The sequence below is a fragment of the Guptibacillus hwajinpoensis genome (genome assembly GCF_001039475.1).
Classification (GTDB): Bacteria; Bacillota; Bacilli; order Bacillales; family Guptibacillaceae; genus Guptibacillus; species Guptibacillus hwajinpoensis.
Genome location: NZ_LELK01000004.1, coordinates 868,254 through 890,639, shown reverse-complemented (window position 1 = coordinate 890,639; position 22,386 = coordinate 868,254). Strand labels below are relative to the sequence as shown.

The window sequence follows — 22,386 nt, the reverse complement described above, 5'->3', positions numbered from 1 at the left end:
AGGTCGCCTCCTTATCGTTAGTTTAGCACAGGATTTCTTTGCTTCTATATACAAAAAAGCAGCCTACAGGCTGCTTTTTCAACTACTATACGTGTTTATTATCAATTCGCTTCTCAATCTCAGCAAGTTCTTTTTCATTCTTTAGAAGTTCTGCTCTATTTTGATCGACTAGCTGCTTAAAAGTCAATTTCTTTAGTTTCTTCAACAGAATTCACCAACTTTCCCTCTGGATGACTTCATTATACAACAGGAATAGGTAAGATAACGTTACAAACTGTTAAAATTTTGTGAAAATTTACACACATTTAGTTTATGAACACTTATTCAGAATTATGACTGTCAGGCTTCCCATTTAAACCATAGAAAAAAAGGTGTAGAACATCTTGAAGGAACTTTTCTCGCTTGGACCACTCTTCTACTGGCACACGTTGTGCTTCAGCTTTCATCGCATTGAGATAAAATATAACAGCTTCCATCGAAAGGGAAGGATTCACTTCTCCACGTTCCTGAGCCCTTTGCAGAAGTTGAATAAACAGTGGGAGTGTCTTCGTTTGATAGAAGTGATCAACGTACCCTTTCAACTTCTCGTCAGTGGATAACATTTCTTCTAAAAGTGAAGGATTAATCTGTTGAACAGCTTGGTTCTTCTCAAGGATAATCATCTCAATAACTTCAGAGAAACTCTTCTCTTCTTGAAGTAAATTCATAAACAATGTGAATTGAGTATTCATGTAATCCTTAATCACTTCTCGTACAAGTTCTTCTTTACTATTGAAATGATTGTAGATCGTTACTTGAGAAACCGATGCGTCCTTTGCAATATCGCTTACCTTCACTGCCTTAACACCTTCTTGGTTAAAAAGCGTAAAAGCTGATGCTATAATTTCTTTCCGTTTCTTTTGCTTACGTAATTCAAACCCATTCACATTATCACAACCTTAACAATTTACTGAACTATTTTTATTTATAAGTTCATTTTATATTGTATCGAACCTATTTGTCATTTATTATTAAAGTGAAATATAAGTATAATAATAGTTCAAAAATTAGTTCAAGGGGGACCTTATGATTGAATTAAATGGGCTGACGAAAGAGTTCTCTAATGGAAAAGGGATATTTGATGTTCACTTTTCTATCCCACAAGGGGAGGTTTTTGGATTCCTTGGACCGAATGGAGCTGGCAAGTCTACGACAATCCGTCATTTAATGGGGTTTATGAAACCATCAAGCGGATCGGCTTCGATCTTTGGCTTGGATACTTGGAAAGATGCGGCAAAAATACAGAAAAGAGTTGGGTATCTTCCAGGCGAAATTGCTTTTCTTGATGGAATGGATGGAATGGAATTTCTTAAACTAATTGGTGGCATGCGTGGTCTTAAGCAAACGAACTACCGTGATGAATTGATTCAACGACTGCAATTCGATGTCAAAACACCTATTCGAAAAATGTCGAAAGGAATGAAACAGAAAGTAGGAATCGTTGCTGCATTTATGCACCAACCTGAAGTTATTATTCTCGACGAACCAACTTCAGGTCTTGATCCTCTTATGCAACGCATCTTTATTGATTTGGTTAGCGAGTTAAAAGCAAAAGGCACTACTTTTCTCATGTCATCCCATAGTTTCGCAGAAATAGAACGAACCTGTGATCGAGCTGCGATTATTAAAGATGGCAAAATTGTTGTTGTTGAAGATATACATGCTCTTCAACAGAAGCAGAGAAGGCTGTTTGAAGTTACCTTTAGTTCTGCTGAAGAAGCTGAGCAAGTAAGACATTACCTTGATGTGGTATCTATCAGCGATAACCGAGCTGAAATTGCTGTACAAGGGGATTATAATCAATTTATTTCAACACTCGCTGAATATGAGATCCGTAACATTGATATACATGAACAGCACCTTGAAGAAGTCTTTCTGAATTACTATGACAGGGAGGCGAGCATATGAACTTGACGTTATATGCCAAAATGTTAAAGGTTCATGCTAAATCAATCTCAAGCTACGCGATTGGATCTGCCCTTTATTTACTTCTCATTATTGGTATCTATCCGTCTATTGCAGATGCTCCGGGACTTAATGATTTAATGGAATCTATGCCTGAGAGTTTCCTAGCTGCATTTGGTATGGAAGGTGGCTTTCAGCACGTTAGCGACTTTATTGCTGGAGAATACTACGGCTTATTGTATATTGTCATTCTTTCGATTTTCTCATTAATGACTTCATCTCAACTCATGGCACGACTGATTGATCGTGGTTCGATGGCCTATATACTAGCTACACCAAATTCCAGAAAGAAGATTGCCTTCACTCAAAGTCTCGTTCTTCTAACAGGTCTTCTCATTATTGGTTTAACCACAATGCTTACAGGTGTAATCGGAACCGAACTATTAATCGACAATAAACCGTTTGAGGCTATGAGTTTCCTTAAAGTGAATCTGGTGGGAGTTCTATTATTCTATGCTATCTCTGCCTACTCTTTTCTCTTCTCTTCATTATTAAATGATGAACGGCAAGCACTTGGAATTTCTGGATTATTAACGATCCTATTCTATGGGATGGATCTGATAGGGAAAATGAGTGACAAGCTCGATTGGATGGTAAACCTTTCTATCTTCGCTACGTTTAGACCAGTTGAGATTGCGAGGGGTACTGTCGAGATTTGGCCTTCTGTCACGTTTCTATTCATTCTTGGAACCTTACTTTACGCACTTAGCATCATCCTGTTCTCAAAAAGAGATCTTCCTTTATAATAGGTTCAAGGAGGAATGCAATGAACTATGTAAAAGAGTTACGTGAATTAGTTGGGCATCGCCCGCTTATTCTTGTTGGTGCCGTAACATTAATTGTTAACAGTAAGAATGAGGTCCTCCTACAGTTACGGAATGAACGTAGTAAGAGATGGGGATTGCCTGGTGGATTAATGGAGCCAGGTGAATCAACAGAAGAAACAGCTAAAAGAGAGACGTTTGAAGAAACCGGCTTATCTGTTGAAAACATGACTCTGTTCAAACTATACTCAGGAGAATCATTTTTCACTAAAGCTGACAATGGAGATGAATTCTACTCTGTTACAACTGCTTATTACGTGAAAGAATATTCAGGTTCGATTAAGTTAAATCCAGATGAGAGTTTATCGTGTGACTTTTTCTCCTACAATGAACTACCTGAAAATATGGTAGGCAGTCACAAACGGATGATTAATGATTATTTTAATACGAACTAGCCGAAAGCAATAGAGGGCTCTGCCTTCCATTGCTTTTTTATTTTGTGAAAAAACTAAACTGTGTTGAAGAACACGAAAAAGAGCCTGGACTACAGGCTCTTTCGAAATATCGATATAGAAGCGATCACCCTGCTACTTTCTTCTCTTCACGCTTTTCTTCCCACGCTTCTGTTCCTTCAATTCCAAGAGCCGTAGGGTCGAATACAGGATTCTTTCCTGCCTTACGCTGCATTTCATAATCCTTTAACACCTTCATTGCAACCTTCGCTAGCATTCCGATCGCTATTAGGTTAATCACTGTCATAAGCGCCATGAATAAATCTGCCATTTTCCATACAAGACTTAGACTGGATACAGAACCGATCAAGACGAAGGCCATCGTAGCAACACGGTAACCTAGAATCGCTTTCTTGCTTTCTTTAATAAATTCAATGTTCGTTTCTCCATAGTAGTAAGAACCGATGATCGAGCTAAATGCGAATAGGAAGATTGCTACTGAGATAAAGACTGCTGCCCATCCACCAATGTGTGAATCAAGAGAATTCTGAAGCAACTCGATACCAGATACTTCTCCTGTTCTGAATTGAGGAGCAAGCAAGATGATAAATGCTGTAGCAGAACACACAAGAATGGTATCCACAAATACACCTAGTGACTGAATAAGGCCTTGCTTTGCAGGGTGTGAAGTCGTTGCAGTAGCTGCTGCATTTGGCGCACTACCCATACCAGCTTCATTAGAAAATAATCCTCGTTTTACTCCGTTCATGATGGCTGCACCAATCGCACCACCAACCGCTTGTTCAAATCCAAATGCACTTTGAACGATCAATGCAATAACAGAGGGTAATTCTGTAATATTCATAAACATAACTACAGTTGCGATCGTTAGATAAAGAACAGCCATCACAGGAACGATGACACTTGATAAGTTTGCAATACGGTGGACGCCACCGAAGATAACTATGCCTGTAACTGCCGTTATGATTAATCCAACAACCAGGCGATTCATACCAAACGCGTTTTCAAATGCTAATGCAATGGTGTTACTTTGAACTGAATTAAATATGAGTCCGAACGTTATGGCTATGAGTACGGCGAAGATAATTCCTAACCATCTTTTCTTGAGACCTTTTTCTATGTAATAGGCAGGTCCACCACGGAATGCTTTGGAATCTTTAATTTTGTAAACTTGAGCTAACGTACTTTCAATAAATGCTGTCGCACCACCTAACAAGGCTACGATCCACATCCAGAAGATTGCACCTGGACCACCAAGCGTGATCGCTACTGCTACACCCGCTAAGTTACCAGTTCCTATGCGAGTAGCTGCGCCAACGCAGAACGATTTAAATGGTGATATATTCTTCGAACCATCTTTAAATTCTGGTTTTTCTCCAAGTACTCTTACCATTTCTCCAATGTACCGAAACTGCACAAATCGTGAAGCAATCGTAAAGTAAATCCCAATTCCGAGTAGGCCAGCGATTAGAACATATCCCCAAAGAATTCCATTCCAAGCATCAATCACACCAGACACAAACTCTTCCATACCTCATTCTCCCCTTAGTCTTTCGTTTTAATTTTCTGAAATTTCTATACTTTTATTATACAAATAAGTAAAACAAAAGCAAGACATTTTTCGACAGTTTTTAAACCGCACTCTCATTCTTCAAAACGGTGCGTTCTATTATGTCATTTCGACCTCTTCAATTGAACTGAAATATGAGATTATTACTGATTACTAGAACAACAAAAAGCTCAGCCCTCCACTTAGCGTGATAGGCTGAGTTCTCTTAAATAATTAAATTTTTTGAGGTTAACGAATCAACACTTGTTTTATAGATCTACCTTTCCTTGGCGTATCCCATTCTACACATTGACCACTTAAATGTCGTTCGTTGAATCTTATCACCAATATCCCACAAGTTATTCACAACACGTAATTCAACGTTTCGTGAAAATAATTCTTGGAATAGATCAACCACTTCGAATTTCCCAATTGGATTTTGGGTTGTTTCACTTATGTAGTAACCCGCATTTTCATCTTGAAGTGTGAACTGCTCTGGATTAAATTCGTACAAATACAATTTTGTGTTTTTCATTGTTTCAAACCATTTGTACTCTATGACAATCACATGTGAACAGGTTTTTGATGATAAAAAGGTTCCCTTATCACTTTCAGAAGTGTTCGGCCCAACATGAAAACAAACCCGGGGACAGTTCCTGGGCGTTAAGAAATTCGGCAGTGTTTTGTCATCAATTGCCCACACAAATTTCTTTGTTTGATCCATGTCCATTCGCGTTGGTTTTCGTGGTTGAAAGACTGCAATCTGATCTTCTTCGCTTACATGAAATAACCGCACTGAGGAGCCTCCTCAAAATAAATTTTCTAGTACATTTCATACTAGCTTTCGAGCGATTTAACCATCGTATAATAACTACTTCCTGGAGGATAATCCTTTATTTCACCAACAACTCTATATCCATTCAACTCGTAAAAGTTCCGCGCTTGAAATTCAAATGTTGTTAACAGCGCATTTTTCGCTCCCTTTTCTGCTCCTATCATTTCTACTCTCTTAAGCAACTCTGTTCCGATTCCCATTCCTCTAATTTGATCATTTAACCAGAGAACGTCTATTTCAACCCAATTCCAATATAGTTCAGCTGTTATGCCACCAATCCATTGGTCATTTTCATCAGAAACAATCAGGTTAATTGGTACGACATAGCCTTTTTTCCTTGATTCTTTATGATGAAAAGAACGGTCATTGTTAAACTCTTTTATTTGATTCGTCATAAACAATGAGAACTTATTATCTTGCTCAAGTAAAACCTCCAACTTATAGTCCATTTTCATTCTCCCTACCTACACGTGATTTATTTTCACTCAATTCCAATTATTTCAAAGCAATTAATCTACTGCAATCTTTAGTTGCATAAAAAAAGAACTCTTCCATTCAGGAAAAGCCCTCTATCATACAAATGACTGTTCTTATTCACTTCAACTAACTCCGGTTTTACATTAATAAAAAGTAGACGATATGCCTGTAACTAGTAAATAAATTGTAAAGAGTGAAAGTAAGATGGTTGTTATCACATATGAACGCTTAGACTTGAAATCAATCGCAACACCATTGTTTGGATCAACGAACCAACTGTACTGCACAAGCCCATTCGCTAACAATAGAAATATCCCAAATGCAATATTTGTCATGGTTATCTTCCTCCTTACTTTGATTCTATTCCACATTGTATTCCTTCTAGTATGTTCTACGACAGAACGACAAAAAAGTTTCATTATAAAGGTGAAACTTCATGAACAAGGATCTCACTTTTAGACCGCTACAAGCTCTAAAAACAAAAAATGGGAGTTTCCCCTTCATCAGGGTTAACTCCAGGTGTCTAAGTGGTTGATTTCCGCTGCAGGTGCTCGCTTTCCGCGGGGCGGGCGGTGAGCACCTTCCGCTTCAATCAGCTAAGTGGGGTTCTATATAGAAAAATCTTTTGAAAGCAACAATATCTACCAAAACAGCCTAAATAAGAGCGGCAGTATCTTATTAATTTAACGGTTATCGATTAAATAAAATGCTGCACAACTGTTCCTTTACCATTAGTCAATTCTACTTCAGCATAACTTCCATTTATAAACGTGTTCTGCGGTGGAACGTGTCCACAATCAATATCATAAAGAATTGGAACTTGTATTTCTTCATACAAATCGTTATAAACGTCCTCAATCTCATAGTTTCCAACAGGTGTATTCGCGGGACTTCTTCCAAAGAGAATTCCTGCGCAATTGGTAAACCAGCCTGCTAATTTCATATGCACTAACGTTCTTCGTAAATCCGTTGTCGACATACCGCAGTTTTCGAAATACCAGACAATCGGCTCATTAGTAATAAAGTGCTCTCTGAAATGAGTTACATTACCAAATGGAGTACCTATTAAATGTCTAACTACATCAATACATCCTCCAAGTATTCGACCCTGCACTTTTGCATTCTTGCTTGAAACTGATTTCCACTCTGTTTGCTCCGTTAGATCGAAAACACAAGCTGTAGGGCTATCAAACTGCCATTCTTTTTGGTATTTCTCTGATGAATATTGGATGACAGATCCACCAGCTTCAGTGGATAGTACAGATTCCCACATGTCAGTCGTATCATCTGAATATTCGCCTCTAAGATCGACTAAGTTTGTGCCATGAGCAGTAGCTATTCCAGTGTTTAACGTAATCGCCAATAATAGAAGACTAACATCCGAATAACCTAATACCCACTTCGTTTTCATGTGATCGAAGTCAATATATTCAAGCGCTTCAATCAGTAGTTCACCGCCCCAGGGTGGGATAATGAGCTGTATCTGTTCATCTGACATCATTTTATTAAACTCAGCAGCACGTATTTTGGCAGATGCAGACTTTGCTTTGTCTTGCGTCCAACTAGTATCTCCAAAAAGTACTTCGTATGACTTTGATTCTAAGCGATCACGTGCAGTGGTTAAAAGTTTATGTAATTCAGTAGGAGCACCAGATGATGGTGCAGTTACTCCAATTGTTGCTCCTTGATTTAAAAACGGATACTTTATTTTATTCATGACGATCCTCCTTCACTAATGCTACACATTTCTTCTCATTTCTATTTCATTACCAGTTTGCTTTATCCTTCTAAATCCTGCTTTCTCATAGACACGGATTGCAGCAACGTTTGTGGTTTCTACTTCCAATTTAATCACATTCACTTTAGTTTCGTAGTGTTCTAGACCAAATTGAATTCCTTGATTAACGAAATCCGCTCCAATCCCTTTCCCTACGAGACTTGGTGGTAATGCAAGTCCAATTTCCATCTCCTCTTCGCATAAAGTGAATTCAAATAATCCCGAAACATGATTATTTACTAGCGCAACAAACCCATCACATTCCCCAGGTCCAATTAAAACTCCACCTTCCTCAAACGATGTAAAATAAGGTGTCATGTATAGAGAGTCGAATTCTCCATTATAATCCCAGTTCTTGATTTCTCTTGCATCATCTATTGTTAGAGGAACAAAGGTAAAGTCCATTAGTAACCCCTCCTATTAATTGTTGTTATCTCTAGTCTTTCTTTGCGTCTCAACTAGTAGGTTACTCCTACACTAAGTATAGAGTCCCTTTCTTCAAAAAAAGATCGTCTCCTTCTTATCTACAATAGTTTATTTGTAGAAGTTTTAACTAGGGATAGGTTAGTAATAAAACAGGTTAAAATTTTCTAACCTGTTTTTGGCACCTGTAGCGGAAATTAACCACTACTCTAAGAGCAACTAGGCCAATGAAAAAAGCCTTTTATCTTAAAAGTTATGTTCAAATTAAGTATTTAGTTTAATAACGATCAAAATAACATATAAAAAAAGCCATCCAAATCACTTAATAATTTGGATGGCTTCTTCTACTGTCTTTTAATATTTTGCCTTTCAAAGATGAACTACTTATCTTAAATCAGATCTCTACTTCTATTCCTCATCACCTAAGTCAACATTGTGATATACCTGTTGAACATCTTCTAACTCCTCAAGAGCATCAATCATTTTTAAGAACTGCTCCTGATCTTCATTTGATAGCTCAACATCATTTTGTGCAAGCATTGTTAGTTCTGCGATCGTGAATTCTGTGATGCCTGCGTTCTTGAATGCCTCTTGAACAGCGTGGAATTGGTCCGGTTCAGCATAGACAATGACAACATCGTCTTCTTCCATAATGTCGCGTACATCAAGATCCGCTTCCATTAAGAGCTCAAGTACTTCGTCAGCAGATTTTCCTTCAATACCAAAAACAGCCGTAGCATCAAACATGTAGGCAACTGAACCGTTCACACCCATGTTGCCCCCGTTTTTGCCAAATGTTGAACGTACATCAGATGCCGTACGGTTCACATTGTTCGTTAGCGTGTCAACGATGACCATCGATCCGCTTGGACCAAATCCTTCATAACGAAGCGTGTCATAGTTCTCATCCGCTCCACCTTTTGCTTTTTCAATTGCACGGTCAATAATAGCTTTTGGTACGTTGTATGTTTTCGCTCGTTCAAGTACCAATCGTAGTGCCTGGTTAGCAACTGGGTCTGGCTCTCCCTGTTTTGCAGCTACGTAAATCTCGCGTCCGAATTTCGCATAGATCCGACTTGTATTCGCATCCTTGGATGCTTTCTTTTCTTTAATATTATTCCATTTACGCCCCATATCATTTCACTCTTTTCTACTTTAATCTTTAACAAAATCTTACGTTACTAGCACTCTATGTCCTCTCAATTATACCATATTTTTCAGTTCTCATTCGTTAGTAGCTTTGTTCCTTTAGACGTGTTTGGAAAGGATCTTTTTGTAGACATTGTTGCTATAGCGAAATTCCCGTTCCAATCACTACCTGTGGATTTTCAATAATTGATTCAAAACCACACTTCGCTAATTGGAGCGGAAGGAGGCTCACGGCCCGCCCCGCGGAAAGCGATCATCCAGAAGCGGAAATTCACCACTTATCAAAAGGCAACAATGTCTACGAAAAGAGACTTTAGAAAAGGGAAAAGAATAGTAAGATAATAGTAGAAAGGGGCGATTTGCATGAAACAAAAAAGGTTAAGAGATTTTGGGATTGAGATTGGTGAGTTGGAACCTGGGTCGAGGAATGCAATCTCGGATGTAGAAGGTGTGACGGTAGGTCATACAACATTAAGTAAAGGTGACATCCAAACAGGTGTAACAGCCATTCTTCCGCATCAAGGAAACTTATTTCAGCAAAAGCTCATCGCATCTAGCTATGTTCTAAATGGCTTTGGGAAGACGATGGGAACCATTCAGCTCAATGAACTTGGAACGATTGAAACACCGATTATTTTGACGAACACGTTAAGCATCGGAACTGCTGCAGATGCGGTCATTGACTATATGCTCGAGCACAACCCCGAAATCGGAAGAACGACAGGAACTGTGAATCCAATTATCGGAGAATGCAATGACATGTTTCTAAATGATATCAGGGCACGAAACGTTCGTCAGGAACATGTTCATCATGCGATCGCAAGTGCCACTTCCACAATCGAAGAAGGCTCAGTCGGTGCTGGAACAGGGATGCTTTGTTATTCGCTAAAAGGGGGAATTGGCACATCATCGAGAATAATGGAACTGAAAAATAGTACATATACAATCGGCGTATTAGTTGTAACGAACTTTGGAATTCTGCGTGACCTTCGCGTGAATGGGAAAGCAGTTGGCAAGGATCTTAAGGATGCTCTAGTTCAATCATGGGAAGAGAAAGATAAAGGATCTGTGATGATTATAGTTGCGACAGACCTGCCCGTCTCAGAACGCCAGCTTCACAGAATTATCAAAAGAGCATCCACAGGCTTAGCTCGAACGGGGTCGATTATGACAACAGGTAGCGGGGAGGTCATTCTTGGTTTCTCAACAGCTAACAAGATTCCTCATCAGTCCACAGCTGGCATTTTCATGGAAACGATTAACGAAGAGGAAATTGATACAGCTTTTCGTGCAGTTGGAGAAGCAACTGAAGAAGCCGTCCTAAATTCGTTAGTTACAGCTACTCATGTGATTGGTCGGGATGGCAATGAGAGACCTGCACTATCTGATCTGCTTAATCAATTTGATAGACAGCTCACATAAAGAGAAGCCCTGTCATTCACCTGACAGGGCTTCTCTCACTACTTATTATCGATTTCTTGCAGCATAAGGATAGATCGGGTCTTTCAACTCGAAATCATATGTTTCTCCATCAACAATTCCAACGACTTTATTGCTATCGTAAAGATCTAGCATAAAGTCTGCCATTTCTTTAGCTGTATGGAACTTTGGAACAGTTCCTTCATATTCGAAGTTATTGATATCCATTGCGCGATTCGCAAATTCTGTTTCTGTTGCAGCAGGTGCCAATACTTTCGCTTGCATCTTCGCATCTTGTCCTTTAAGTTCCTGAGCCAAGCCTTCTGTGAAGGCACTAACAAAGAACTTCGTCGCACAGTACGTCACCGCACCCGCTACAATCGTATAGCCTCCACCAGACGATACATTGATCAATTGTGTTCCTTCAACATTTGCATAATCACGAACATATAGAGATGAAAGGATCGTTAGTGCCTCATTATTTAAGCGAAGCATTGTTTCGATTTTAGGAAGCTTTTGTTCGCTAATTGGATCAAAATTACCAAATCCAGCATTATTAATGAATGTTTCAATCTCAATATTCTCAAGACTTTCATAGAACGCATATACATTGTCATTCAAAGATAAGTCCGCTTCACGAATAATCACATCAAGATCCGCATTAATCTTTTGTACTTCGTTTTTCAATTCTTGTAATTTAGCTGTTCGACGTGCAGCGATGACAAGATTCTTCCCTCTTTCGGCAAACTTAAGTGCTGATTCATATCCAATACCTGAACTTGCTCCTGTAATAACCGTGTACTTCATGACAATCCCTCCACAAATTAATAATATATGCTACGATCTTATTGTAGACGTTTGAGTGCACTCTAAGTCAACTAATAACCAATACAAGTGAGGTCGATTGCATGTACACAATAAGTGAGATTGCCAAAGTGGTTGATATTAGTGCACATACCCTTCGTTATTATGAAAAAGAAGGGATTATTGATCCCATCCGAAATGAAAGTGGTATAAGACAATTTGACGAACAGCATGTTCAATGGCTGAAGTTTGTTAAGAAATTACGAGAAACCCAAATGCCTGTATCGCAAATTAAAGAATACACTCGGTTGTTTCTTGAAGGAGAGCATACCGCAAGTGCACGCTTCAGGCTGATTGAAGATCATCAGCAGTACATTCGGGATCAGATTGACATCCTTCTTACAACAGATGAAATGTTAACGAAGAAAGTGGCAACTTATAAAGAACTTATGCAGAAATCACTCTCCTAAAAGTAAGGCTATGTTAGCTCATATTGTTGATTTCTCGAATGAGCCAAAAATCAACACTATTCATTAACATACCCAAAAGTAAAAGAAGCCCTCCTTCTTTACTATTGAAGAAAGAGGGCTTTTGACTACCTTACCTATCTGCCACTACTTATGATTCGTATAACCTGTTCAGGTACATCCCATTTTTCAGATCCGTTATTACTTCAACGCTTCCGCCACCCAATAATCTCTGTGAATCACTTCAGCCATTTGGTTTTCCTTTTCATGATCTTGAATGACTTTTTCTAAGAAAGCAGATGAATAGCGAACCTGTCCTTTTCCTAGCTTTCCATTCTTGCCGTATACCTCAACAACGTCGCCTTCACTAAAGTGACCAACAACCTGACGAATTCCACTGTAAAGCAAACTTCTACCATTCCATAGAATTGCATTCTCCGCACCTTCATCAATATAAAGTTGACCTGATACATGAGAGTGCATCGAAATCCATTGTTTTTTGATTGGAAAAGAAGTTTGTTTCTCTCGGCTTATATACGTTCCATCTCCGACACCTGAAAGGATTCTAAGTAATTTGTGACTACCTGTTTCATAGCCAATAAAGATTCGCACTCCTAAATTCAAGGCTGTCTTCGCTGCGATTAGCTTTGACTTCATGCCTCCTGTTCCGGCGCTTGACCCAGCACCTCCAGCTTGTTCTATCATATATTCATGAATCTCTGTAAGAGAATGGTATTTATTTGCGTTAGGATTCGTTGCAGGATTCGAATCATAGATGCCGTTCACATCCGTTAGAATGATCAGTTCATCTGCATGAACAAGCCCACTAACAAGACCTGACAGCATATCGTTGTCACCGAATTTTAATTCTTCAGTTGAGACAGTATCGTTTTCATTAATAATCGGCATGACACCTCTTGCTAGCAATTCAGATAGTGTATCAAAGGCATTTTTGTATCGTTCTTGATTTGAGAAATCAGGACGAGTTAATAGAATTTGAGCGACAGAAATATTTCGCTGATTGAATTCTTCAATATACGACTTCATTAATAAACTTTGTCCTAAAGCTGCAGCAGCCTGCTTTCCTTTTAAGGTTACGGGTCTTGAAGGATAGCCTAGCTCTTTGAACCCTGCTGCTACTGCTCCTGAAGACACAAGTAACACCTCATGTCCTTCCTTTCGAAGCAATACAAGTGCGTTAACATGATCGATCAGCTTAGCAAGATCAATTTCTCCCCTGCCGTTCGTTAAGGAACTACTTCCAATCTTTACTACAATTCTCTTCTTTCCCATGGTACATCTCCTTATTTGAATACGTTCAATGACGTGTAGAAACAATGATGAAATTTCTAAAATCTTACCACAAAAACGGAGGATTGTATTGCCCTCTAACATTTAAAACTCACTTTTATTTATTATGCAGCTATGAAGATGAAAGGTTAATCAACTTATAAAAAAGCACCCTTTGTCAGTGAACAAAGAGTCCTTTTCAAATTCAATTTTGAAGATTACTCAAAACTGAGAGAGTTCGATTGTAGGCGTTCCTAAAAGAGTCCAGGTTAGCGTCGAATGAATAGGAACAGTAGAATTAGCATCTTGTACTTTCATTTCTTCCAGTCGCATTTGATCTTCAGATTCAATCCATTCCTGTAAACGCATGTTAGGGATAGCATCCTCCATCACGATACCCGTATTGTCTCATACATTGATAGACACAAGCTTGGTACATTTGATCATTTTGTGCATAATTCTGATAGCAGTTGTTCAGACATTGTCTATAAAGATTATGTGTCTGCGCAGGCGGCAATCCACCAGGTCCAAGCCATGGCTGTTGATGCGGGTAAGGCTGTGGATATGGTTGTGGCCAAGTTCCTCCATTGTAACCTGGAGGTAGACTACCTGGACCAACCCACTGTTGTTGTGGAACATTCCAACCGCTTGGAATAGATTCACCATTAAAAGTAATACGTTGATGAGGTTGATGATTGTAATTATTTTGCAACCAATATTCTCCCTTCTCACAAATATGATGAAGTTCTTTATTAATTTATTTGGTCGCCTACTGGATTGTGCCTGATTTTTGGCAAAACAAAAAGAAGGAATCCGTGGATCCCTCCCTTTTCAACCCTATAAATCATCAAACCCATTATCATCAGAAACCTTCGTATACTGACGGGACTTCTGTTCAAAGAAATCACTTTTACCTGCGTTCACATCGGCATAAGCTTTAATCCATCTCATCGGATTTTCTCGGTATCCTTCGAAGGGACGCTCGATTCCGAGCTGGTTCACACGCGTATTGGCCATAAACTTAATATAATCGCTCAGCTCACTCATCGTAATACCAGGAAAACGATTCCCAATGATGTATTCCCCCCACTTTATTTCAAGCTCCGCTGCTTCACGAAATGTGTTAGTGATGAAATCATGATTTGCTTTTGTATCTAGCTCAGGATGTTCATTGAATAATTCCTTCACAATGTTAACAAACAATGTAACGTGAAGCTGCTCATCCCGGTTGATGTAGTTAATCATTGTTGATGTAGACACCATTTTTTGATTCCGAGCAAGGTTATAAAAGAATGCAAAACCAGCGTAAAAGAATAGTCCTTCAAGAATAATGTCATAGACTATTGATTCAAAAAAGGTCTGTGGTGATGGGTTCTGCACAAATGCTTCATACCCAGAAGCGATAAATTGGTTTCGTTCTAATAGCACTTCATCATGCTTCCAGTATTCAAAAATTTGATCCTGCTCATGTTTATTGACGATGGACGAAAGCACATAGCTATACGACTGGTTGTGCACAACTTCCTGGAACGAAAGCACCTGCATGAGCGCAGAAAGACTTGAATCTGTTAAATAATCCGCTACTTTACTCGAATAATCCGTTTGGATGGAGTCTAGGAAAGCAAGAAGTCCTATAATTTTTTTGAACGTATCTTGTTCATCATCACTTAACGCTTCCCATTGCTTCACATCATTGGACATATTGATTTCAAATGGTGTCCAGAAGTTCCCCAACATATTTTTATACATAGGATATGCCCAGCTAAAACGAACATCATCCCAATTTAGTACGTTTGAGCTCTCACCATTAATGATCCCTGTTGAACTATTCGGTGCAGACACATCATAGAGTTTTCTTTTCTGTATCCTCGCCATTCCGATTTCCTCCTTTAGCTTGCGCAGCTTTCACAGTCATCAATGTCGACTGAAGTACTTCTTGTGTAATACGTTGTTTTCAACCCTTTTCTCCATGCTGTCATATGAATATTCAACAAGTCTTTTGCCTTAACCGTGCTTTGTACATAGATATTGAACGAAATTGATTGATCAACATGACGCTGTCTTGCCGAATTTTGATCAATACTCCAAAGCTGATCAATGTGGTAGGCTGATTTATAGAACCAGGTCGTTTCTTTGGAAAGGTCAGGCGCCGTAACTGGAATTTTATAATTCTTCTTTTCCTCTGAATATTCTTTCTGGAATATCGGATCTATAGATGCTGTTGATCCAGCTATTAAACTCGTTGAACTATTAGGTGCAACTGCTAGAAGATAGGCGTTTCTAACACCATTCGCTTGAACCTTCTTCTGAAGTGAGCACCATTTCTCACTATGATAACCCCGTTGCGTAAAGTACTCTCCACTTTGCCAGTCAGACCCTTCAAAGAGAGAATAACTTCCTTTCTCTATAGCAAGCTCATTGCTCGCCTTAATGGTGAGGTAATTAATCATTTCATACAATTCATCTGCGTAGGCTGTCGCTTCATGACTTTCCCAAACAATTCCTTTTTTCGCAAGCAGGTGATGCCAGCCAAAGGTACCGAGACCGATGCTTCTATATTTCTCATTCGTTAACTGCGCTTGAGGCACTTCAATCGAATTGATATCAATCACGTTATCTAGCATCCTCACTTGAATTGGTATTAATCTTTCAAGCACATTCGCTGTAACTGCGCGGCCCAGATTAATGCTTGATAGGTTACAAACAACATAGTCACCAGGTGTTTTCGTAATGATAATTTTACCGTCTTTCGTAATCTCTTCTTCCACGGTGGTGGCACTCATGTTTTGCATAATTTCTGTACAAAGATTTGACGCATAGATCATCCCAACGTGTTTATTTGGATTAGCACGGTTGACGGTATCACGGTAGAACATATACGGCGTTCCTGTTTCCAATTGAGACTTCATCACGCGCTTCATAATTTCAATCGCAGGAACAGTTTTCCTTGAAAGTTCAGGGTGGTTCACGCACTGCGAATATTTCATGCGAAACTCTCCTGCCCCCTTCTCCTTGTCATACACATCTTCAAGTGAGAAGCCCATCACCTGACGTACTTCATGTGGATCAAATAAATGCCATTCTCCACGTTTCTCAACAGCTTCCATAAACACATCAGGTATACAAAGACCTGTGAAAAGATCATGCGTTCTCATACGCTCGTCACCGTTATTCAGCTTAGCATCCAGAAATTCGAAAACGTCTTTATGCCAGACATCAAGATAAACTGCAACAGCGCCCTGACGCTGCCCCAATTGATCAACGCTTACGGCAGTGTTATTCAACTGTTTCATCCATGGCAAGACGCCTGACGAATTCCCTTTAAATCCTTTTATATCACTTCCGCGCGAACGAATTTTTCCAAGATAAGCACCAATTCCTCCACCATTTTTCGAAACAGTTGCTACATCCGTATTGCTGTCATAGATTCCTCGCAAACTATCATCAACGGTATCTATGAAACATGAACTAAGCTGACCATAACTTTTCCCAGCATTAGAGAGGGTTGGCGTAGCCACCGTCATATATAAGTTAGATAGTGCCCAATAAGCTTCCGCGATGAGATCTCCACGTTTGTCTTTTGGTTCATTCATCATGAGTGATAGTGCAATAACAAGAAATCGTTCTTGAGGAAGTTCGTAACTATTCTTATGATGATCTGTTGCAAGATAGCGATCAGCTAGCGTTCGCAATCCGATATATGTAAAAAGACGGTCTCTTGAAGGAACGATTAATGATGCTGCCTGATCTATTTCTTTTTGGGAATAAGACTGAAGAAGCTCCTTTGAGTAGATGCCTTCTTCTGTTAGTTTTTGTAACAGTCTGTAGAAACTTCCTTTTCCATAAACCTTGGAATCACGGCGGTTTGTTAGTGCAGAACGGTAGAGAGACTGGAGATGAAAAGCTGCTGCAACGTAAGTCCAGTCGGGTTCTTCTGTAGTGATCCGTTCGAGAGCATTTAGTATGAGAATGTTTGTGATATCCTCTTGCTCTGATTGTTCTGTCACACTCGCCATTGTTTTCTCAATAAAGCTTTCACTCGTAAGCTTTGGGTATCCTTCAATAAGGGTCTTCGCTTCATTCAGCAGATCTTCCTTTGTGAATTCTACGATTGTACTCATATCATTCTCTCCTTTTAAACCAAATTAAAAAGCTCACCCCGGAAGAGTGAGCTAAGAGTAAATGACAAGTTAAGAATGCAGAAAAATCCCATTCCGTCTGCCATTTCTCATCCTCAATCCCCGAAGAATAGAAACGTTCTTGAATACACGGCAGGTCTACTGGCTTGTGCTTCTTCCTCGGCAAGCCTTCCCGGAGAAATCTCCAGTGGCTTCTTGCCTCGTCCACACGACAGTTGCGGGGACAGCTCCGGATTAGACCGGATTCCCTATTAAGTCGTCATACGACACCGCATATTCAATTCGCTTATTATGATCTTTTACCCATATATAGTAGTTTTAATCCAAAAATAACACTAAATATTGATACACTCATCTTACATCAATGGAATGTTTCATACAAGGTATATTTTTGCATGAATACAAAATAAATTCTATGATCAGGACTAGAACCTATCACTTTACCCTTCCACCTGCATATATTGTTGGTACTAAAAAAAGTTTCCCTAAGGAAAAAGGAGGATGGGCCCTGTGAAGAAACCACTTGATTCCTGCTTTAAAAAACTAGCTGGCTACACACAGCTCTGTCAAAAAATTGGATTGCTGAGTGAAGAAGAAAGTAAAGATATTCTTCAGAAATTAACCCAGCATAAAGACTAGTTAGAGTAGGGTAGAGAGATGACAACCTTTGCCCCTACGTCACTGTCACATGCAAGAATATTACCTCCATGCTTTTCTACTATAGTCTTTGTAATAGAAAGTCCGATTCCTGAGCCTTTTTGATCGCCTGTAAAAAAACGGTCGAAAACACGATCAGCAACATCGCCAAAACCTGCTCCATCGTCTTGAACTTCAATAGTAACAAATTCTTTCTGTTGATAGACATGTACTTCGATCATCGTTGTAGCAAATCGAAGAGCATTACCTAGTAGATTGATTAATGCTTGCGTCATTTTATCAGCATCCACCGTTACGAAAAAAGACTTTTCATAAGTATCGATAATCGTTATATCGCGCTTATCTGCGAGAGCTCTAACGGATGTTAAAGCATCATGGATTACTTTATTCACATCGATTTGTTCATACTCAAATGCTTCTTCCACCGTTTCAAGCCGAGTTAAATAGGAGAGATCTTGGACTATTTTCTTTAATCGCTGCGTTTCTTTCACAATGATTTCAAGACTAGCATCGATATCTTCCCCAACGATTACTTCATCCAACATCCCTTCTGCATTTCCTTGAATGGCCATCAGTGGCGTCTTTAATTCGTGTGACGCATTTTGAAGAAATTCTTTTTGATCTAAATCATATTTATATAATTGCTCAGTCAAGCCCTGGAATGTCTCAGCCAGCTCATTAATTTCATCATTTGTTTGAAGTGTTAATGGTTGTTGTCTTTTCTTCATCGAGAACTGTCGCATGTGCTCAGCGAGTAACCGAATTGGTCTTGTTAGTCCCCTTTGCATGAAGGCTGCGAGAATAACAGCAACAGCTGCAGAAGCAATTAAACTAATGGTTTGTGATTGCTGAATAATTTGATTAAATCCAACAAGACTCTCAACCTTTGTAAAAAGCACAACGCTACCAATTTGTTCACCTGATCGATTAATCGCAACTTGCTCTATGACAAAAGACTTTCCTTTGTTTTCTTGATATTCTGTTTGAACTTCTTCCTCCACGTTAGAATAAATAACATCATCATCGCGGTTATAAATGATAAATTGGGACGAGATTAGGTTACCTGCTAAATCAATTCGTCTTCGATCTAGCCAATTTTGCGGAGATCTTTCCCCATTCCACCGTTTATCTTCTAACATCTCACTGATTTGTAGACCTTCTTTTTGTAGTTGATCTCCTGCTTCCCTAATAAGGTACTCTTGAAAAAGGTACCGAAATGAAACGGTTGTAATCAGAAGAATAACGGCTATGAGAACAAGATAGCTTAGAAATAATTTCGTACCAATATTAAATTTCTTCATCCAGTTTATAACCATACCCCCAAACCGTTATAATCTTAACTACTGAGTTAGCTTCTGCCATCTTCTTTCGGAGGCGTTTGACGAGATCATCTATTATTCTTCCGTCGCCTGCGTACTGATATCCCCATAACACCTCAATTAACGTCTCTCTTGTAAAAGGTTGACCTGGATATTGAATAAGATATGAAAGCACATCGTACTCTTTTGGAGTTAGAACTAATTCTTGATCTTCAACAAGGACCTGTCGCTTTTGTTTAAGCAACTGAACGTTCCCAACTTTCCAACCGTCAGATAATGCCTGCTGACCTGTTCCATTTACACGTTTAAACAGGTTCTTAATTCGTACGACAAGCTCTCTTGGGCTAAACGGTTTTGTTAAATAATCATCAGCACCGAGTTCGAGCCCAAGAATCCGATCAAGCTCTTCGTCTCGAGCAGACACAACAATTACTGGTACAGTCGAATGCTTTCTAAGCTGTCTCATTAACTCCAGTCCATCTACTTTCGGCATCATAATATCTAACACTAATAAATCCGGTTCGATCGTTTCTAATGCCTTAAGAACTTCAGCACCATCAGTGAACGTTGATACTGCATGGCCTTCCTTTCTAAGGTACTTTTCTAAAATATCACGTATATTCTGTTCATCATCTATAACAAAAATATGAGGCACCTTATTCAACTCCGTTTCTCATGTGAGAACCTTTTTTCATAGTTTATCTTACCTCGAATAGTCCGTAAATCCTTCGTAAGAATGTCCTACTCTATCCAAGGACTTTCAATTAAAAAGGATTTTTGAATGTAGTGGTTGATTTCCGCTCCAGGATGCTCGCTTTCCGCGGGGCGGGCGGTAAGCCTCCTCGTCGCTTACGCTCCTGTGGGGTCTCACCTGTCCCGCTAGTCCCGCAGGAGTCGAGCATCCTTCCGCTCCAATCAACTTTGATGTGTGGTTTCTTTACAACAAAAGTCTATGAAAGAACTCTTTCAATAAGATTGAAAAACCACTCTAATAGCATAAACTCTACGAAAACAACATAAAAAAAGAGATAGGCGCACCCCTACCTCTTCCTCTCGTTAGCTAAGTTTCTTTATTAACTCATCCATTACTTCATTTTTCTTTTGTACGAGCTCGTATGCCTCTGCTCTCTTTTCTTCCATTTGGGCACGTTCCGCCTCATGGGCTGCTTTCTCTTCATCTGTTAACTGCGGGCGTTCTCCGCTGTCTTTCGATTCTTGCATTTGCGCTTTTCTCTCATCTCGAGCTGCCTGCGCTTCTTCATGAAGGGTCGTTAGCTGACTGTTAATATCCGCTAGCTCCTGTTGAAGCTCATCAACTCCCTCAATGCTTGATGCATCTTGATCTAGTAGTAGATCGATTAGTTGATTCTGTTTGGTGTATGTTTCCATAATCGCTTCACGGTGTTCAGAATTCTCTTTGAAGTGTCCTCTCTTACCATGATGACCTTTAACTTCTTGACCCTGACTTTGCTCCACAGCTGGTTTCTGACTCTCGGCTGAACTGTCATCTGCAGCATATACATTCGCTCCCGCAATCCCTCCAGCTAATACGATCGATGCAAACGTTCCAATCATCCAATTATTCATATCCTTCAATCTCCCTTCGTAGGTCTTTCTTACATTCTTTATTATGGACAACAATCTACGAAGAAATTTGTAAGAAGTATGTGAAAAGGATGTGAGTTACAATTACTTGTCTTTTAACTTTTGAATAATACGGTCATCGAGACTCCGGACATGTAAATCTCGTTGAGGGAATGGAATTTCAACGCCATTGTCTTCTAGAATACGGTTCAAGCGGAAGTTCAGGTTACTCTTTGTTTCAACTGCTGCTTTCGGTGTGGAAATCCAAATGAAAAGTTGGAAATCAAGTGACGAATCTCCAAAGCCAAGAAAATTAACAATTGGTTTTGGTGTGTTCAGAACATACATTGATTGTTCCTTCTCTTCCTCTGCAACTTGCAAGAGTAGGGTACGAACGAGTTCGACATCAGAACCATAGGCAACGCCAATTGGAACGACTAGCCTTAGTCTTGAATCGCCATATGAATGATTCACAACCTGTTCTTCAATAAAATAGGAGTTCGGCATGATGATACGTTCGTTATCAAGCGTCCTGATGATCGTTGCACGCATATTAATTTTCTCTACATCGCCAATTACATCATTGATGATGACACGATCGCCTACTTTTATTGGCCTTTCAAATAAAATAATTAAGCCGGATATAAAATTATTCGCGATATTCTGCATCCCAAAACCGATACCCACTCCAAGTACACCAGCAAACACAGTTAATGCACTAAGATCAAGACCGACCGTCGTTAAACTAATTACAACTGCCACGACCATCAATGTGTAATGAAAGATACGATTGAAAGTAAATTGCAAGCCTGTATCAAGGCTGTATCGATCATAGAGAGGCGGCATTAGAAAGGAAGTGATTATTTTCGATAGTCTATTAGCTAGTGTGATAATAAACAGTGCAATTAATATAAGAAAGAGCGAGATCTCAACACTCCCAATTGCAAACAGTTTACTAAACATCCACCTTGTATCTGAGAAATAAAATAACACAAAGAGAAGGATTGCATAGACGGTTGTCCAATTAATAAAAGACAAAACGGCTGGTCGAATTCCATTCGGATATTGATCTTCCCTATCTCTTCTTTTAAGCCATAGTTTAATTAGGAATCTAATAAAAAAGAGAACAGCCATTACGGCTAAGGTAATTAGAATATCTCTGATCATCCTGTTATCGATTAAAGTGACCAAGACCTGCAACTCCTTTTTGGTGAATTCAGTTATCTTTCATCATACCATTTTTTGTGTAACCCTTT

At 39.3% G+C, this 22,386-nt stretch carries 25 protein-coding genes and 1 riboswitch; of the genes, 6 read left to right on the top strand and 19 right to left on the bottom strand.

Translation table 11 applies throughout. The features are described from left to right. Positions 1-85: 85 nt before the first annotated feature. Both AB986_RS21820 and AB986_RS14560 read right to left on the bottom strand, forming a co-directional pair. Positions 86-205, bottom strand: a complete 120-nt coding sequence (locus AB986_RS21820; RefSeq protein WP_136948021.1) for an FbpB family small basic protein — start codon at positions 203-205, stop codon at positions 86-88. 115 nt (positions 206-320) lie between these two features. Then, positions 321-926, bottom strand: a complete 606-nt coding sequence (locus tag AB986_RS14560; protein ID WP_048311895.1) for a TetR/AcrR family transcriptional regulator — start codon at positions 924-926, stop codon at positions 321-323. A gap of 139 nt (positions 927-1,065) precedes the next feature. Here AB986_RS14560 and AB986_RS14555 point away from each other — a divergent pair, with 139 nt between their 5' ends. From AB986_RS14555 to AB986_RS14545, 3 genes are read left to right on the top strand one after another with little or no spacing between them, the layout of a single operon-like run. Further along, on the top strand, positions 1,066-1,947 hold the full coding sequence (locus AB986_RS14555; protein ID WP_048311894.1) for an ABC transporter ATP-binding protein: 882 nt from the start codon (positions 1,066-1,068) through the stop codon (positions 1,945-1,947). Continuing rightward, complete coding sequence (locus AB986_RS14550; protein ID WP_048311893.1) at positions 1,944-2,750, top strand: ABC transporter permease subunit; 807 nt, start codon at positions 1,944-1,946, stop codon at positions 2,748-2,750. Before AB986_RS14555 ends, AB986_RS14550 begins: the two co-directional genes overlap by 4 nt. Before the next feature lie 20 nt (positions 2,751-2,770). Next, a complete protein-coding gene (locus AB986_RS14545; protein WP_048311892.1) occupies positions 2,771-3,223 on the top strand; it encodes an NUDIX hydrolase in 453 nt (150 codons plus the stop codon). Between the two features lie 124 nt (positions 3,224-3,347). Here the strand turns inward: AB986_RS14545 and AB986_RS14540 are convergent, their stop codons facing one another. The 7 genes from AB986_RS14540 to AB986_RS14510 form a co-directional block, all read right to left on the bottom strand. Further along, positions 3,348-4,772, bottom strand: a complete 1,425-nt coding sequence (locus AB986_RS14540; RefSeq protein ID WP_048311891.1) for an alanine/glycine:cation symporter family protein — start codon at positions 4,770-4,772, stop codon at positions 3,348-3,350. A gap of 295 nt (positions 4,773-5,067) precedes the next feature. Further along, positions 5,068-5,586 carry a DUF6886 family protein gene (locus tag AB986_RS14535; RefSeq protein ID WP_048311890.1) on the bottom strand — a complete coding sequence of 173 codons (519 nt, stop codon included), beginning with the start codon at positions 5,584-5,586 and terminating at the stop codon, positions 5,068-5,070. Between the two features lie 41 nt (positions 5,587-5,627). After that, positions 5,628-6,074 carry a GNAT family N-acetyltransferase gene (locus tag AB986_RS14530; RefSeq protein ID WP_048311889.1) on the bottom strand — a complete coding sequence of 149 codons (447 nt, stop codon included), beginning with the start codon at positions 6,072-6,074 and terminating at the stop codon, positions 5,628-5,630. A gap of 171 nt (positions 6,075-6,245) precedes the next feature. Further along, complete coding sequence (locus tag AB986_RS14525) at positions 6,246-6,437, bottom strand: hypothetical protein (RefSeq protein WP_048311888.1); 192 nt, start codon at positions 6,435-6,437, stop codon at positions 6,246-6,248. Between the two features lie 362 nt (positions 6,438-6,799). Continuing rightward, positions 6,800-7,819, bottom strand: coding sequence for a S66 family peptidase (locus AB986_RS14520; RefSeq protein WP_048311887.1), 1,020 nt, complete (start codon positions 7,817-7,819; stop codon positions 6,800-6,802). A gap of 21 nt (positions 7,820-7,840) precedes the next feature. Continuing rightward, positions 7,841-8,284: a GNAT family N-acetyltransferase gene (locus tag AB986_RS14515; RefSeq protein ID WP_048311886.1), complete on the bottom strand. Its 444-nt coding sequence runs from the start codon at positions 8,282-8,284 to the stop codon at positions 7,841-7,843. A 426-nt stretch (positions 8,285-8,710) separates the two neighbouring features. Continuing rightward, the gene (locus tag AB986_RS14510; protein WP_048311884.1) at positions 8,711-9,436 is read right to left on the bottom strand and encodes a YebC/PmpR family DNA-binding transcriptional regulator; all 726 of its coding nucleotides are present in this window, start codon (positions 9,434-9,436) and stop codon (positions 8,711-8,713) included. 378 nt (positions 9,437-9,814) lie between these two features. Here AB986_RS14510 and AB986_RS14505 point away from each other — a divergent pair, with 378 nt between their 5' ends. Then, a complete protein-coding gene (locus tag AB986_RS14505; protein WP_048311882.1) occupies positions 9,815-10,873 on the top strand; it encodes a DmpA family aminopeptidase in 1,059 nt (352 codons plus the stop codon). Between the two features lie 45 nt (positions 10,874-10,918). On the opposite strand, the gene AB986_RS14500 is transcribed toward AB986_RS14505, so the two are convergent. Next, a complete protein-coding gene (locus tag AB986_RS14500; RefSeq protein WP_048311880.1) occupies positions 10,919-11,677 on the bottom strand; it encodes an SDR family NAD(P)-dependent oxidoreductase in 759 nt (252 codons plus the stop codon). A gap of 101 nt (positions 11,678-11,778) precedes the next feature. On the opposite strand from AB986_RS14500, the gene AB986_RS14495 reads away from it, so the two are divergent. Further along, positions 11,779-12,144: a MerR family transcriptional regulator gene (locus AB986_RS14495; RefSeq protein ID WP_048311879.1), complete on the top strand. Its 366-nt coding sequence runs from the start codon at positions 11,779-11,781 to the stop codon at positions 12,142-12,144. 198 nt (positions 12,145-12,342) lie between these two features. Here AB986_RS14495 and proB read toward each other — a convergent pair whose 3' ends face one another. The 5 genes from proB to AB986_RS14475 form a co-directional block, all read right to left on the bottom strand. Continuing rightward, positions 12,343-13,434 (bottom strand): glutamate 5-kinase, encoded by a 1,092-nt coding sequence (gene proB, locus AB986_RS14490; RefSeq protein ID WP_048311878.1) that lies wholly within the window; start codon positions 13,432-13,434, stop codon positions 12,343-12,345. A gap of 219 nt (positions 13,435-13,653) precedes the next feature. Beyond that, on the bottom strand, positions 13,654-13,800 hold the full coding sequence (locus AB986_RS22445; RefSeq protein WP_161797389.1) for a hypothetical protein: 147 nt from the start codon (positions 13,798-13,800) through the stop codon (positions 13,654-13,656). Between the two features lies 1 nt (position 13,801). After that, the gene (locus AB986_RS14485) at positions 13,802-14,143 is read right to left on the bottom strand and encodes a hypothetical protein (RefSeq protein ID WP_048311877.1); all 342 of its coding nucleotides are present in this window, start codon (positions 14,141-14,143) and stop codon (positions 13,802-13,804) included. Between the two features lie 125 nt (positions 14,144-14,268). Beyond that, positions 14,269-15,306: a ribonucleotide-diphosphate reductase subunit beta gene (locus tag AB986_RS14480; RefSeq protein WP_048311876.1), complete on the bottom strand. Its 1,038-nt coding sequence runs from the start codon at positions 15,304-15,306 to the stop codon at positions 14,269-14,271. Between the two features lie 14 nt (positions 15,307-15,320). After that, complete coding sequence (locus tag AB986_RS14475; protein ID WP_048311875.1) at positions 15,321-17,552, bottom strand: ribonucleoside-diphosphate reductase subunit alpha; 2,232 nt, start codon at positions 17,550-17,552, stop codon at positions 15,321-15,323. A 132-nt stretch (positions 17,553-17,684) separates the two neighbouring features. Further along, positions 17,685-17,859, bottom strand: a riboswitch (cobalamin riboswitch). Between the two features lie 221 nt (positions 17,860-18,080). Here AB986_RS14475 and AB986_RS22860 point away from each other — a divergent pair. Continuing rightward, positions 18,081-18,209 (top strand): hypothetical protein, encoded by a 129-nt coding sequence (locus AB986_RS22860; protein WP_269082699.1) that lies wholly within the window; start codon positions 18,081-18,083, stop codon positions 18,207-18,209. Here AB986_RS22860 and AB986_RS21265 read toward each other — a convergent pair. The 4 genes from AB986_RS21265 to AB986_RS14455 form a co-directional block, all read right to left on the bottom strand. Further along, positions 18,206-19,528, bottom strand: a complete 1,323-nt coding sequence (locus tag AB986_RS21265) for a sensor histidine kinase (RefSeq protein ID WP_053216203.1) — start codon at positions 19,526-19,528, stop codon at positions 18,206-18,208. The genes AB986_RS22860 and AB986_RS21265 overlap by 4 nt on opposite strands. After that, entirely contained in the window at positions 19,515-20,201 is a 687-nt protein-coding gene (locus tag AB986_RS14465) for a response regulator transcription factor (RefSeq protein ID WP_048311873.1), read from the bottom strand. Before AB986_RS14465 ends, AB986_RS21265 begins: the two co-directional genes overlap by 14 nt. Before the next feature lie 401 nt (positions 20,202-20,602). After that, a complete protein-coding gene (locus AB986_RS14460) occupies positions 20,603-21,133 on the bottom strand; it encodes a hypothetical protein (RefSeq protein ID WP_048311871.1) in 531 nt (176 codons plus the stop codon). Between the two features lie 102 nt (positions 21,134-21,235). Then, a complete protein-coding gene (locus AB986_RS14455) occupies positions 21,236-22,321 on the bottom strand; it encodes a mechanosensitive ion channel family protein (RefSeq protein ID WP_236690388.1) in 1,086 nt (361 codons plus the stop codon). Positions 22,322-22,386: the final 65 nt, after the last annotated feature.

Excerpts from the sequence above, each read along its gene's own strand:
- AB986_RS14555 (WP_048311894.1), top strand. The coding sequence starts at position 1,066 with ATGATTGAATTAAATGGGCTGACGAAAGAGTTCTCTAATGGAAAAGGG.
- AB986_RS14550 (WP_048311893.1), top strand. The coding sequence starts at position 1,944 with ATGAACTTGACGTTATATGCCAAAATGTTAAAGGTTCATGCTAAATCA.
- AB986_RS14545 (WP_048311892.1), top strand. The coding sequence starts at position 2,771 with ATGAACTATGTAAAAGAGTTACGTGAATTAGTTGGGCATCGCCCGCTT.
- AB986_RS14540 (WP_048311891.1), bottom strand. The coding sequence starts at position 4,772 with ATGGAAGAGTTTGTGTCTGGTGTGATTGATGCTTGGAATGGAATTCTT.
- AB986_RS14530 (WP_048311889.1), bottom strand. The coding sequence starts at position 6,074 with ATGGACTATAAGTTGGAGGTTTTACTTGAGCAAGATAATAAGTTCTCA.
- AB986_RS14525 (WP_048311888.1), bottom strand. The coding sequence starts at position 6,437 with ATGACAAATATTGCATTTGGGATATTTCTATTGTTAGCGAATGGGCTT.
- AB986_RS14520 (WP_048311887.1), bottom strand. The coding sequence starts at position 7,819 with ATGAATAAAATAAAGTATCCGTTTTTAAATCAAGGAGCAACAATTGGA.
- AB986_RS14515 (WP_048311886.1), bottom strand. The coding sequence starts at position 8,284 with ATGGACTTTACCTTTGTTCCTCTAACAATAGATGATGCAAGAGAAATC.
- AB986_RS14510 (WP_048311884.1), bottom strand. The coding sequence starts at position 9,436 with ATGGGGCGTAAATGGAATAATATTAAAGAAAAGAAAGCATCCAAGGAT.
- AB986_RS14505 (WP_048311882.1), top strand. The coding sequence starts at position 9,815 with ATGAAACAAAAAAGGTTAAGAGATTTTGGGATTGAGATTGGTGAGTTG.
- AB986_RS14500 (WP_048311880.1), bottom strand. The coding sequence starts at position 11,677 with ATGAAGTACACGGTTATTACAGGAGCAAGTTCAGGTATTGGATATGAA.
- AB986_RS14495 (WP_048311879.1), top strand. The coding sequence starts at position 11,779 with ATGTACACAATAAGTGAGATTGCCAAAGTGGTTGATATTAGTGCACAT.
- proB (WP_048311878.1), bottom strand. The coding sequence starts at position 13,434 with ATGGGAAAGAAGAGAATTGTAGTAAAGATTGGAAGTAGTTCCTTAACG.
- AB986_RS22445 (WP_161797389.1), bottom strand. The coding sequence starts at position 13,800 with ATGCGTTTACAGGAATGGATTGAATCTGAAGATCAAATGCGACTGGAA.
- AB986_RS14480 (WP_048311876.1), bottom strand. The coding sequence starts at position 15,306 with ATGGCGAGGATACAGAAAAGAAAACTCTATGATGTGTCTGCACCGAAT.
- AB986_RS14475 (WP_048311875.1), bottom strand. The coding sequence starts at position 17,552 with ATGAGTACAATCGTAGAATTCACAAAGGAAGATCTGCTGAATGAAGCG.
- AB986_RS21265 (WP_053216203.1), bottom strand. The coding sequence starts at position 19,528 with ATGAAGAAATTTAATATTGGTACGAAATTATTTCTAAGCTATCTTGTT.
- AB986_RS14460 (WP_048311871.1), bottom strand. The coding sequence starts at position 21,133 with ATGAATAATTGGATGATTGGAACGTTTGCATCGATCGTATTAGCTGGA.